13 protein-coding genes are annotated in these 12,452 nt (G+C 56.0%); 2 read left to right on the plus strand and 11 right to left on the minus strand.

What is annotated here, in order from left to right; genetic code table 11:
* Positions 1 to 134: 134 nt before the first annotated feature.
* The 10 genes from narI to DB847_RS09670 are packed head-to-tail and all read right to left on the minus strand — an operon-like array spanning position 135 to position 9,742.
* A complete protein-coding gene (narI, locus tag DB847_RS09645) occupies positions 135 to 857 on the minus strand; it encodes a respiratory nitrate reductase subunit gamma (RefSeq protein ID WP_108650492.1) in 723 nt (240 codons plus the stop codon).
* Entirely contained in the window at positions 854 to 1,519 is a 666-nt protein-coding gene (narJ, locus tag DB847_RS09650; protein WP_108650493.1) for a nitrate reductase molybdenum cofactor assembly chaperone, read from the minus strand. The genes narI and narJ overlap by 4 nt, the downstream gene beginning before the upstream one ends.
* Positions 1,519 to 2,046, minus strand: coding sequence for a nitrate reductase subunit beta (locus DB847_RS24345; protein WP_159084512.1), 528 nt, complete (start codon positions 2,044 to 2,046; stop codon positions 1,519 to 1,521). The genes narJ and DB847_RS24345 overlap by 1 nt, the downstream gene beginning before the upstream one ends.
* Complete coding sequence (gene narH / locus DB847_RS24915) at positions 2,028 to 3,101, minus strand: nitrate reductase subunit beta (RefSeq protein WP_199911787.1); 1,074 nt, start codon at positions 3,099 to 3,101, stop codon at positions 2,028 to 2,030. The genes DB847_RS24345 and narH overlap by 19 nt, the downstream gene beginning before the upstream one ends.
* Complete coding sequence (locus tag DB847_RS26350) at positions 3,098 to 3,238, minus strand: hypothetical protein (protein WP_325049157.1); 141 nt, start codon at positions 3,236 to 3,238, stop codon at positions 3,098 to 3,100. Before DB847_RS26350 ends, narH begins: the two co-directional genes overlap by 4 nt.
* A complete protein-coding gene (locus tag DB847_RS26355) occupies positions 3,235 to 3,447 on the minus strand; it encodes a molybdopterin dinucleotide binding domain-containing protein (RefSeq protein ID WP_325049158.1) in 213 nt (70 codons plus the stop codon). Before DB847_RS26355 ends, DB847_RS26350 begins: the two co-directional genes overlap by 4 nt.
* On the minus strand, positions 3,420 to 6,809 hold the full coding sequence (locus DB847_RS09660) for a nitrate reductase subunit alpha (protein WP_325049159.1): 3,390 nt from the start codon (positions 6,807 to 6,809) through the stop codon (positions 3,420 to 3,422). The genes DB847_RS26355 and DB847_RS09660 overlap by 28 nt, the downstream gene beginning before the upstream one ends.
* A gap of 12 nt (positions 6,810 to 6,821) precedes the next feature.
* Positions 6,822 to 7,193: a hypothetical protein gene (locus DB847_RS25500; protein ID WP_234418543.1), complete on the minus strand. Its 372-nt coding sequence runs from the start codon at positions 7,191 to 7,193 to the stop codon at positions 6,822 to 6,824.
* Positions 7,190 to 8,449, minus strand: coding sequence for an MFS transporter (locus tag DB847_RS09665; RefSeq protein WP_234418544.1), 1,260 nt, complete (start codon positions 8,447 to 8,449; stop codon positions 7,190 to 7,192). The genes DB847_RS25500 and DB847_RS09665 overlap by 4 nt, the downstream gene beginning before the upstream one ends.
* A 12-nt stretch (positions 8,450 to 8,461) precedes the next feature.
* Positions 8,462 to 9,742 (minus strand): MFS transporter, encoded by a 1,281-nt coding sequence (locus DB847_RS09670; RefSeq protein WP_108650494.1) that lies wholly within the window; start codon positions 9,740 to 9,742, stop codon positions 8,462 to 8,464.
* Positions 9,743 to 9,854: 112 nt separating this feature from the next.
* On the opposite strand from DB847_RS09670, the gene DB847_RS09675 reads away from it, so the two are divergent.
* Together DB847_RS09675 and DB847_RS09680 are read left to right on the plus strand one after the other, a co-directional pair.
* A complete protein-coding gene (locus DB847_RS09675) occupies positions 9,855 to 10,622 on the plus strand; it encodes a Crp/Fnr family transcriptional regulator (protein ID WP_159084513.1) in 768 nt (255 codons plus the stop codon).
* Between the two features lie 155 nt (positions 10,623 to 10,777).
* Positions 10,778 to 11,680: a methyltransferase domain-containing protein gene (locus DB847_RS09680; protein WP_159084514.1), complete on the plus strand. Its 903-nt coding sequence runs from the start codon at positions 10,778 to 10,780 to the stop codon at positions 11,678 to 11,680.
* Positions 11,681 to 11,699: 19 nt separating this feature from the next.
* On the opposite strand, the gene DB847_RS09685 is transcribed toward DB847_RS09680, so the two are convergent.
* Positions 11,700 to 12,308: a helix-turn-helix transcriptional regulator gene (locus tag DB847_RS09685; protein WP_108650497.1), complete on the minus strand. Its 609-nt coding sequence runs from the start codon at positions 12,306 to 12,308 to the stop codon at positions 11,700 to 11,702.
* Between the last annotated feature and the right edge of the window lie 144 nt (positions 12,309 to 12,452).

Genomic DNA, 12,452 nt, shown 5'->3' on the forward strand with positions numbered 1-12,452 from the left:
GGGATACTAAAGATAATTATAGTTTGTTTTCAGCTAGCTCTTAGGCTTGCCCGGCTAAGGCGGGTGGCTGAAACCTGTGTTCAACAAAAAGCCCCGCGTAGGCGGGGCAGCTGGAGTTACCCAGGGAGGGGGGCTTAACGGCGCGCCCGCTTGCGCACGATCTGCTGGTTGCGCCTTAGCAGGTAGCCCACAGGGACGCTCAGCATGTGAACCAGCCGGGTAAAGGGGAAGATCAGGAAGATAGTCATCCCCAGCACGATATGGGTCTTAAACACCCACTCGGCGTTGGCGACATAAGCCGCGGCACCGGGCCTGAAGGTGACTATGTGTTGCGCCCACTCGGCGAGCTCAACCATCCGGGAGCCATCGGTATGCTGGGCCGAATAGAAGATGGAGGTTAGCCCCAACAGCAGTTGCACCAACAAGACGATCAGGATGGCAATATCGGCAAAGGTAGTGAGGGCGCGGATCCTTGGGTCCTGCAGACGACGCGACAGCAGCATCAGCAGACCGACCAGGCACACCAGGCCAAAGAAACCGCCAAAGCCCATCGCCATCCACTGCTTCACCATCACCGGCAGTCCCAGCACATCCGCATACAACCAGTGGGGGGTGAGCAGGCCAACAAAATGTCCCAAAAGGATCATGATGATCCCGATATGGAACAGGTAGCTGGCCCAGATGAAATTGCCTTTGCGCAGCAGCTGGCTGGACTTGGTGCGCCAGGAGTAGGGATCCCTGTCCATCCTGAGGATACTACCCAACACAAACACGGTGAAGCAGATATAGGGGTAGATCCCGTAAAAGAAGGTATCCAGTCCAGACACCTCGGTCACAGGAAGTTGCGTGATACTCATGGGCGATTCTCCTGTTGACAGTTGCCCGCATGGGGACAGCCTTGATTGGGTTGGCCGGAGAAGGGTTCCTCCTCCTGCCAGTTTTCGTCCAGCTCTTGTGAGCTTGGTAGCTCTCCCTCACTGATTTTCATTGCGGCCTTCACCCGGCGCGCATTGGGCTTGAGCTTAGATAGTTCAACCAGGGCGGCAAAGATTCCGGCATAGGGACTCTGGCGTTTCTCAAGGCGTTGGCGCAGGGTTTCGAGCAGATCAACCAGCTCCCTGAGGCTCTCTTGGGCATCACTCACTTGGATCACCGACAGGTATTCAAGGAACAGCGGCAGATAGTCCGGCAGCTCGTTGCTGGTGGCAGCAAGCCCGGATTGCTGATACAGGTTTTGCAGATCGGCCAGTGCCTGCCCCCTGGCTCTGTCATCACCAAACACATGTTCAAACAGGTGAAGAGATAGGGAGGGGGTGCGGTCGAACAGATCCACGTATTGGATCTGCAGCTCCATCAGCTCCTGGCTTCGGAGGTGGTCGAATAACTCACACAGCTGGCGATAGCTGCCTCTTTTTAACAGTGATTCCTGCTCGAGTATCCCCTGGAGCTCATCGATGGCTTGGACCAGCTCAGCCTGAGGATAGAGCAACAGCGCTGAGAGAATGCGATAGGTTTTCATCACTTGTTCTCCTTAGGGTTAGCGGAATCATCCTGGGAGGGCTGGTAGTGATCCCTGACAAAGATGCGATTGATCTGCTGGCCCGGAGTCGCGGCCTCAAAGAAATCCGTATCATTGTTTGAGTGGTTTGAGCAGCCATTGCCAAAACTAAAGCCACAGCTGCCCCGCTCATTGTAGGCGTCCAGTGTGTCCTCCTTATGGGTAGAGGGGATCACGTAGCGATCTTCATAGTTGGCAATCGCCAGCAGCTGATACATCTCTTGAACCTGATCTTCGGTCAGAGAGACTTTCTCCAATAGCTTGGTGTTGGGGTTTTTCTCAACCGTGACGCTGCGCATGTAGCCGCGCATCGCTAGCAGTTTCTCCAGTCCCTCCACCACCGGCTTTTCATCCCCGGCGGTGAGCATATTGGCCAGGTATTTCACCGGGATCCGCATCGAGTGAACATCCGGCATCCCCTCATCACTCCAGGGTAGCTTGCCCTGCATGGCCGCGGTCTGGATCGGGCTCAGGGTGGGATATACCACACCATCGGCAGGGTGCGGTACTCAGGGTGCAGGGGCAGGGCGACCTTCCACTCGACCGCCATCTTATAGATGGGGGATTTTTTAGCGGCCTCCAGCCAATTGTCGGGGATCCCCTCGCTGCGTGCCGCGGCAATGACCGCAGGATCCTCTGGATCGAGGAACAGGTCGAGCTGAGACTGATAGAGCCTGGTTGGGTCTGCCACCGAGGCCGCCTCTTCGATCGCATCGGCATCATACAGCAGCACCCCCAGGTAGCGAATTCGTCCGACGCAAGTTTCGGAGCAGACCGTGGGCTCACCGCCCTCGAGGCGCGGATAGCACAGGGTGCACTTTTCGGCCTTGCCCGATTTCCAGTTGTAGTAGATCTTCTTGTAGGGGCAGCCGGACACACACATCCGCCAGCCGCGGCACTTATCCTGATCCACCAGGACCACGCCGTCCTCTTCCCGCTTATAGATGGAGCCGGAGGGGCAGGAGGCGACACAGGCCGGGTTAAGGCAATGCTCACACAACCGCGGCAGGTACATCATGAAGGTGTTTTCAAACTGGCCGAAGATCTCCTTGTCGATGTTTTCAAAGTTATAGTCGGCCTTACGCTTATCAAACTCGGTGCCCAGGATCTCCTCCCAGTTAGGCCCCCACTTGATCTTCTCCAGCCGCTCGCCCGAGATGAGGGAGCGCGGCCGGGCCGTGATGGCGCTGCGACTCTCTGGAGCGTTGTGCAGGTGAGAGTAATCAAAGGTAAAGGGCTCGTAGTAGTCGTCAATCTCGGGCAACCTTAGGTTGGCGAAGAGCTTGGCGATGATGGTGAGCTTGTTCCCCTGGGAGAGCTGCAATTTTCCGCTGGAGTTGAGACCCCAGCCGCCTTTCCACTGGCTCTGTTTCTCCCAGTTTTTCGGATAGCCGATGCCCGGCTTGGTTTCGACATTATTAAACCAGACGTACTCCATACCATCCCGGCTGGTCCAGACATTTTTACAGGTCACCGAGCAGGTATGGCAGCCGATGCACTTATCCAGGTTCAGGACCATGGCAACTTGAGCGCGGATTTTCATTGTGCATCCTCCTTCACCGGCTCATCGAGCCAATCGACATTGTCCATCTTACGAACCACCACGAATTCATCCCGGTTTGAGCCGACGGTTCCATAGTAGTTAAAGCCCCAGGAGAGTTGGGCATAGCCGCCGATCATGTGGGTCGGCTTGAGGGTCGCCCGGGTGACCGAGTTGTGGATCCCCCGCGGGTGCCGGTGATCTTGCTGCCCGGCACATTGACAATTTTTTCCTGGGCGTGGTACATCATCACCATCCCGGCAGGGACCCGTTGACTGACCACGGCTCGGGCCACCAGGGCGCCGTTATTGTTAAAGGCTTCTATCCAGTCGTTATCCTCGATGCCCACCTTTTGGGCGTCCTTTTCACTGAGCCAGACGATGGGGCCCCTCGCGACAGGGTCAGCATATGCAGGTTGTCTGAATAGGTGCTGTGAATTCCCCATTTCTGATGGGGGGTGATGAAATTGAGGGTGATACAGGGGGTCTCGTGACCATGCTTATCCAATAGGCTGGTCAGAGAACCGGCCGAGATTGGGGGTTTATAGGTGGTAAAGCCCTCTCCAAAGTCTCGCAGCCAGGGGTGATCCTGGTAGAACTGCTGGCGACCGGTCAGGGTTCGCCAGGGGATCAGCTCGTGGACATTAGTGTAGTTTGAGGTGTAGGAGACATGCTCGGACTCAAGACCGCTCCAGGTGGGGGAGCTGATGATCTTGCGTGGCTGTGCCTGAATATCCCGAAAACGGATCTTCTCCTCCTCTTTGCCCTCGGCAAGCTTGCTATGGTCGCGGCCGGTGACCTTAGATAGCGCCTTCCAGGCCCTGAGGGCCACCTCGCCATTGGTTTCGGGAGCCAGTGACATCACGGTGTCGCAGGCCTGAATATCTGTCTCCATCTTGGCCCGCTCGCGGCTGTCATCGGTGCCGTGAAGCTTTTTGAGCATCTCGACTTCACTCTTGGTATCCCAGGCGATCCCCTTACCCCCATTGCCTATGGTCTCCATCAGGGGGCCCAGCGAGGTAAACCTCTGATAGACATTGGGGTAGTCGCGCTCCACCAGTTTCATGGCAGGCATGGTTTTCCCCGGGATGGGCTCACAGTCACCGCTCTTCCACTGTTTTACCTCTGTGGGTTGCGCCAGCTCGCCCGGGGTGTCGTGTAAAATCGGGGTCAGCACCAGATCCTGCTCGACCCCCAGGTGGCCGGGCACCAGCTCTGAGAAGCGCTTGGCCAGTCCCTTGTAGATCTCCCAGTCGGAGCGACTCTCCCACACGGGATCGACCGCCTTGGACAGGGGATGGATGAAGGGGTGCATGTCCGAGGTGTTGAGATCGTTTTTTTCATACCAGCTGGCGCTGGGCAGCACTATGTCGGAGTAAAGCGCTGTGGTCGACATCCGAAAGTCCAGGGTCACCAGCAGATCCAGCTTGCCCCGGGGTGCCTCACCATGCCATTTGGCCTCCTGGTTTAATTTCGCTCCCTCGGCGCCGAGATCCTCTCCCTGGACGCCGTGCTCGGTACCCAGCAGATGCTTGAGGAAGTATTCATGGCCCTTGCCCGATGAGCCCAGCAGGTTAGAGCGCCACACAAACAGGTTGCGGGGCCAGTTGTTGGGATGATCGGGATCTTCACAGCTCATCGACAGCTTGCCCGATTTGAGCTGATTGACTGTGTAGGCCAGGGGATCTTCCTCTTTGGCCTGCTTGGCTATCTTAAGCGGGTTCTCCTGGAGCTGTGGCGCCGAGGGCAGCCAGCCCATCCGCTCGGCGCGGATGTTGGAGTCGATGATCGAGCCCTGCCAGCTGCTATTATCCGCCAGGGGCGAGAGCAGCTCCTGAGGTTTTAGATGTTCATAGCGCCACTGATCCGTATGGGCGTAGAAAAAAGAGGTGCTATTCATCTGGCGGGGAGGGCGAGCCCAATCCAGGCCAAAGGCGATCGGTTGCCAGCCGGTTTGAGGCCGGAGCTTCTCCTGGCCGACATAGTGGGCCCAGCCACCACCGCTTTGACCGGTACAGCCACACAGCATTAGCATATTGATGAGGCCCCGGTAGTTCATGTCCATGTGATACCAGTGGTTCATCGCGGCACCGACGATCACCATGGATTTTCCCTGGGTCTTGGCGGCGTTATCGGCAAACCCGCGGGCAACCTGGATGATCTGCTCCTTTGGAACGCCGGTGATCTTTTCCTGCCAGGCCGGGGTATAGGGGGCGTTATCCTCATAGCTGCTGGCCTGACTCTGGCTGTCGAGGCCACGATCCACCCCATAGTGCGCCACCATCAGGTCGAAGACGGTTGCCACATACAGGGTCCCCTGCTTGGTGGTAATGGCCCTGACCGGTACCTTGTGCTTGATGATCTCCTGCTGGGGATTATTGGCAAAATGCTCGTGCTCTATGCCGCCAAAGTAGGGGAAGCTGATATCCAGGATCTCGTCGTAGGCCCCGATATTGGTCAGGCGGGGCTGAATCGCCTCCCCCTTGGCTCCCTCACGCGGCTCCAGATTCCAGCGTCCCTCTTCACCCCAGCGGAATCCGATGCTTCCCTGGGGGGCGATCAGCTCACCGCTCTGCTCATCAAAGCAGATGGTTTTCCACTCGGGGTTATTTTGCTGCTCTAGATCATCGATGAGATCGCTGGCCCTGAGGAATCGATCGCTGCATAGGTGCTCATCCTGCTCCTTGAGCAGCACCAGCATCGGCAGATCGGTAAACTGGCGGGCGTACTCCTCGAAATAATCCACCTGCTTATCGATATAGAACTCTTTTAAGATCACATGGCCCATCGCCATCGCCAGGGCGGCATCGGTTCCCTGTTTGGGAGCCAGCCAGATATCGGCGAACTTACTCGCTTCACTGTAGTCCGGGGTGATCACCACCGCCTGGGCCCCCTTATAGCGCACCTCGGTGAGAAAGTGGGCATCCGGGGTTCGGGTTTGCGGGACATTGGAGCCCCAGACAATCAGGTAGGAGGAGTTGTACCAGTCGGCGCTTTCCGGGACGTCGGTCTGCTCGCCCCAGGTTTGCGGTGAGCTTGGCGGGAGGTCGCAATACCAGTCATAAAAACTCATGCAAGTGCCGCCAATCAGCGACAGGTAGCGGGATCCTGCGGCGTAGGAGATCATCGACATCGCCGGAATGGGTGAGAAGCCGATGATCCGATCCGGGCCATAGCTCTTGATGGTATAGATGTTGGCGGCGGCGATGATGGTATTAACCTCATCCCAGGTGGAGCGCACAAAGCCCCCGTGACCGCGGATCTGCTGGATCGATTGGCGCAGGGTCTGGTTGTCCTGGATACTGGCCCAGGCATCCACCGGATCCGGATACAGGGTGATCGCCTGGCGCCACGCCTTGATCAGCCGTCCGCGTACCAGGGGGTATTTCTGGCGATTGGCGCTGTAGAGATACCAGGAATAGCTGGCGCCCCGGGCACAGCCCCGTGGCTCATGGTTGGGCAGATCGGGGCGGGTCCTTGGGTAATCGGTCTGTTGGGTCTCCCAGGTGATGATGCCGTTTTTGACATAGATCTTCCAGCTGCAGGAGCCGGTACAGTTGACCCCATGGGTGGAGCGGACGATCTTGTCGTGTTGCCAGCGCTGGCGATACCCATCTTCCCAGCGACGATTCTCGTCAGTGGTCAGACCGTAACCGTTGGCAAAGCTCTCATTTTTTTTAAAAAAGTTGAGACGGTCTAGAAAATAACTCATGTTGAGCGCTCCTTAAGGATTACGGAATTTGACGCCGGGGCGAAGGTAAAACCACCAGTTGAGGATCACGCACACCAGATAGAAGGCGGCAAATCCATAGAGGGCGATCTCGGGTGTGGTGGCTTTTATCTGCTCCCCCAGAACTTTCGGGATGATGAAGGCGCCATAAGCCGCAACGGCTGAGGTCCATCCCAGAACCGGGCCCGCCTGCTCTTTATCAAAAACGATGGCGATGGTGCGGAAGGTCGATCCATTGCCGATGCCGGTGGCGGTAAACAGCACCAGAAACAGCAGGAAGAAAGGCACGAAGTACTGCTCAGGCGTTGCCGACTGGTAGGCAAGCTGCATGTAGTAGGCAACTCCCAGAGCACTCGCCACCATCACGATGGAGACGATCTGGGTGACCAGGGCCCCCCAATCTTATCGGAGATCCAGCCTCCCACCGGGCGGATCAGGGCTCCGATGAAGGGGCCCATCCAGGCATACATCAGGGCGCTCGGGCCGTTTGGGTTCACCAGGTTGTGCGTCATCACCCCATCGGCACCCACCACATGGGAGAAGCCAAAGATGATCTTGATCGCCAGGGCAAAGGCCGCCGAGAAACCGATAAAGGAGCCAAAGGTCATGGTGTAGATCACTGTCATCACCCAGGTGTGGGGGTTACGGAAGATCTGGTACTGGCGTTTGAGGTTTTCTTTGGCCGCTCCCTTGAGGATGAACCTCAGCAGGAATACGGTGGCAGCGATCACCAGCGGCAGGATGATCCATTTACTGATCTCGGTACCGGCACCATTGGCGGAGGCGGGCAGCATCAGGTACAGGCCTACAGAGGCTGTCACTAAGCCAACCAGCAACATCACGCTGATAATGCCAAAGGATTTAAAGGCCCCGCCGATGTCCGGGGAGACATGCTTAGCCTTGATGTTATTCATCCCAAACCAGGCGGCGATCACCAACACCACCAGGATCACCACCCAGATATAACCTGCATTGTGAATATAGGTTTCGGAGCCGGCCGGGATCTTACCGATCAGGGTACCGCTGGTGTTTTTCAGCACCATAGGCGAGCCACCAAACATCCCGAAGGTCATCACCAGGGGAACCAGGATCTGCATGGTGGTGACCCCAAAATTTCCTAACCCGGCGTTGAGCCCCAGGGATAACCCCTGCTTTTTCTTGGGAAAGAAAAAGCTGATGTTGGACATGGAGGAGGCAAAGTTACCGCCCCCAAAACCCGAGAGCAGGGCCAGCAACTGGAAGACCCACAAAGGGGTATCCATGCTTTGCAGGGCAATTCCTGTTCCCAGTGCCGGCAGGATCAGCAGCGCTGTGGTGAAGAAGATGGTATAGCGGCCACCTGCCAGGCGAATGAAGAAGGTGCTGGGGATCCGCAGCGTGGCACCCGACAGGCCGGCAATGGCCGCCAGGGTAAAGAGTTCGGCGTTGCTAAAGGGGAAACCCAGGTTCAGCATCTGAACCGTGATGATCCCCCAGTAGAGCCAGACCGCGAAGCCACACAACAGGCAGGGGATCGAGATCCACAGGTTACGGGTGGCGATCCCTTTACCTTCACTCTCCCATTGCTCACTGTTTTCGGGATCCCAGGTACTCAGATCATGATCGAGTTGTGGTTTGTTCATGGAGACCTCTCCTCAGGGGTAATTTTTCTCGTCATTTGATTGCAGCTCGAGAGTGCGGGCGGCTCTCAGGATTGAGATATGCATCCAGGTCAGGGCGGCGCCTGTGATGATAAACAGCAGCATGAAACAGCTGGTCCAGACACCCACCACATCATTCATAAAGCCAAAGGCGATCGGCAGGATAAAGCCACCCAGGCCACCAATCATGCCGACCATGCCGCCGACGGCACCCACATGCTCCGGGTAGTAGACGGGGATATGCTTGTAGACAGCGGCCTTACCCAGGGACATGAAAAAGCCCAGGATGATGGTCAGGGTCACGAAGGGCACCAAGCCTATGCCGATGGAGAACTCATAGTTTTGGTTAATCCCGTGGATCACATAGTCGGTCAGGGGGTAGGACATGAAGAACAGGCAGAGCAGCGAGACCCAGAAGGTCCAGTACATCACGGCCCGGGCACCGATTTTGTCGGATAACCAACCCCCTAAGGCGCGGAAGATACTGCCGGGCAGGGCATAGGCCGCGGCCAGCATGCCGGCAGTGGTGATATCGAGGTGGTAGACCCCGACATAGTAGCGAGGCAGCCACAGTGCCAGGGCGACAAAGCCACCAAACACAAAGAAGTAGTAGAGGGAGAAGCGCCATACCTGGATCTCCTTGAGGGGCTCCATCTGCTCAAAAATGCCGCGCGCCTTCTCCTTTTTGTCACGCCGCTCTACCAGGTGTGGGTCATCTTTGGTAAAGATAAAGAACAGGATGGCGGTGAGTGCCAGGATGATGGAGTAGACGATCGCCGTCTTGTGCCACCCGAGGGCGACCACCAGGAAGGGGGCGCCAAAGTTGGTGACGGCGGCACCGACATTTCCCATGCCGAAGATCCCAAGGGCGGTGCCCTGATGGTCGGGGTCCCGGGTAAACCACTGGGAGACATAGGCGATTCCGACCGCGAAGGAGCCACCGGCCAGACCGACTCCCAGGGCTGCAACAAGCAGCATGGGGTAGGTGGTCGCAGTGGTCAGGGCAAAGGTCGCGACCGCCGTTGTGAGCATCAACAGGGTGTAAACCAGCCGGCCACCATATTGGTCGGTCCAGATCCCGAGGATCAATCGGCTCAAGGAGCCGGTGAGCACAGGGGTTGCCACCAGGATCCCGAACTGGGTATCGCTTAACCCAAGCTCTTGTTTAATTTTAAGTCCAATGATGGAGAAGATGGTCCAGACGGCAAAGCAGACGGTAAAGGCAAGGGTACTGGCGATTACCGAACGATATTGATCACCTCGTGTGACATGCATGGGCACGCTCCTTGGTAGTGTCCCTGACCATTTGATTAAGGCATACTAAAACGATTATCCGATTGACAATTGTCAAGTGACACCATGGATGGTGATCCAATATGGAGAAAAAATGGGATTGATTGCCGAAAACATCCGACAGAAGGTGCCGTACTTACTGGGGTTGAAGCTGTTCCGGGACCTGTCTGAACAAGAGTTAGAAATTTTGTTAATCCCATCACAGATCAAGCATTTCTCTGAATCGGCAATGCTGCTCATGGAGGGGAGCCGGCCCGAATTTATCTGTGTGCTATTAAGTGGTCAGGCCCGCATCTACAGGGCCGATGAAAATGGCAATGAGGCGGTGACCCGGATGTTGCAGGCGGGTGAAACTATGTTTGAAAATGTGCTGTTTGATGAAAGACCCTCTGCGGTGAACGGCCAGGTGATCCGCGAGGCCGAGATCCTGTTTATTCCGGCCAGAGCTGTGCATAAGCTTTTAGAGCAGAGCCAGGCTTTTGCGAAGAACCTCATTCAGATCCTGGCGGAGCGGACCAACCAGATGATGCACAGGGTCGAGCAGGTGGCGATCCATACCGCCAGCTACCGGCTGGGTGCCTATCTTCTGGGGACCATGAAACAGCAGCAGGTGATCGATGGCAGCTTTACCCTGCAGTTTGATAAGTCGATGATCGCCAAGTACCTGGGGATGACGCCCGAAACCTTCTCAAGGGCGATCGCGAATCTCAGGAAGCAGGGGATCGAGGTGCTACAGCAGCAGATTGTATTAACCGAGCCCGATGCCCTGTGTCAGTTCTGTGATAGTTTTTGCGCTCCTCATTGTGAGAACCATCAGGGCGGAAGGCCCTGCTCGAAGCGGGAAAATAATGGCTGTCGTTGATTCTGGAGGTGCATTCGATCTCCAGCCGATTCACCTCTATTCCTGCCTGAGAGTCTGTTTACCCCTGTAGGGCCTTAATTGACATGAGGTATTAAAGATGTATATTAAATGCAACTTTAAATCGTGTCAGATTGACATTGGCAGGAGTACGACAGGTGCTGTTTGAACTGCAAATTCCCGAAAACTATTTGAAATGCCAGACCCTGAAATTATCCGGGCTTACCGATGCTAAAGCGGAACCACTCAAACCCGGGATCTGGGGCAGGCTTAAACTGCGCTCCGGTGCTCTCAAGGTAGAGCTGCTCGACGGGGAGGGAAACATCAGGGAGGAGTTGAGGCTTCAAGGCGATCAATCCCTGATAATACCCCCCGGTGTGAGTTATCGGAGCTCCTCGGCGGAGGGTGAGGTGCAGGGCCTGCTCGAGCTTTACTGTCATCCTGAGCACTATTTTCATGAGAAATATCAGCTGACCAAGCCTCACTCAGAAGTGATTCGCCTTAATGAAAAAATTCTGAGAAATCGATTGGATTCGCAGACAAGCCTTGATGTGCTTGATCTGGGCTGTGGGCGCGGGCGCAACAGTCTTTATCTTTCTCAGTTTGGCCATAACATCCGGGCCCTGGATATCGACTCAAAGCAGCTCAATATCTTATCCAATATCATAGATCGCGAGACGATCGATAATATTGTGGTCGAAGGGGCCGATCTGGAGCAGATCCGCCTCAATAAGAAGTATGATCTGGTGCTGCTGAATGTGGTGCTGCAGTTTCTTGATCCACTGCGGGTGTGGCATACCCTTGGTCAGGCTCAATCCTCGACCCGGCCCGGGGGATTGCATCTCATCGTTTGCCCGATTCAGACCCCTGGAATGAGCTGGCCTGCTCATTTTCGCTCGGTGTTTCAGCCCGGGGAGCTGCTCCGGGCCTATCAAAATGCGGGCTGGGCTATTCAGGAATACAATGAAAACTTTGGTAACCTTCACCGGCTTGATGCCGCCGGGCTGCCGATCCGGGGCCGCTTTGCCACCCTGATTGCCCAGAAGCTATTTCCCTCTTAGGGAGAAGCCCGGTAGGGGATTATCTTTTCAGATAGCGATACAGGGTCGGCTCAGAGATATCCAGAATGGAAGCGACGTTGGAGATAAACCCCTTGATCATGAAAAGGCCGCGCTTATCCAGCTCGCGAACAATCTGGCTCTTCTCTTCATTGAGCAGCTTTTCGGGCTGGCTGCCATATTGGCGGAGCTCCTCGCGGAGAATGTCCATCCCGACCTCTTCCACATTGTTGGCCAGAACCTCCAGGTGCTGCTGATCCGGGGCCTTGGGAAGCAGCTCTTTTACCGCCTCCAGGGCACGATAGTAGCGCTGATCATCTGAGTTGATGCAGACCATCAGCGCAGCGCCACTCTCTCTTGGAAGGATGAGGGAGGAGGAGCGAAGGGAGCGGCCATCCTGAGTCTTGCTGCTGTAGTTGAGTTTACAGGCCGGACTGTTCTGTTCTTTTGCCATCATCAATGCCAAATCGGTGGCCGGAGAGCCGACCTCGCGTTTGGTGATCCAGCCGTTACGGATCACCTTGAGTGAGCTTTCGACATTGGAGAGATCGTGGATCGCAACCTCATGATCATCGCCCAGGATCCCACTTAGAAAGTCTGCCAATAACTCGGCATCGATTGTAATCTGCATCGCAACAGCTCTCTCAACTCAGTTTTATCAAACTAGGCATTTTTACCACACTCTGGGGAATGATCAACTCTGAACCTCCCTTTTTGGCCCCTGTGTGTGAAGGGAGTGGGCCATCGTTCAAATATGGCATACTGTGGCGTTGAC

Source organism: Dongshaea marina (genome assembly GCF_003072645.1).
GTDB lineage: Bacteria > Pseudomonadota > Gammaproteobacteria > Enterobacterales > Aeromonadaceae > Dongshaea > Dongshaea marina.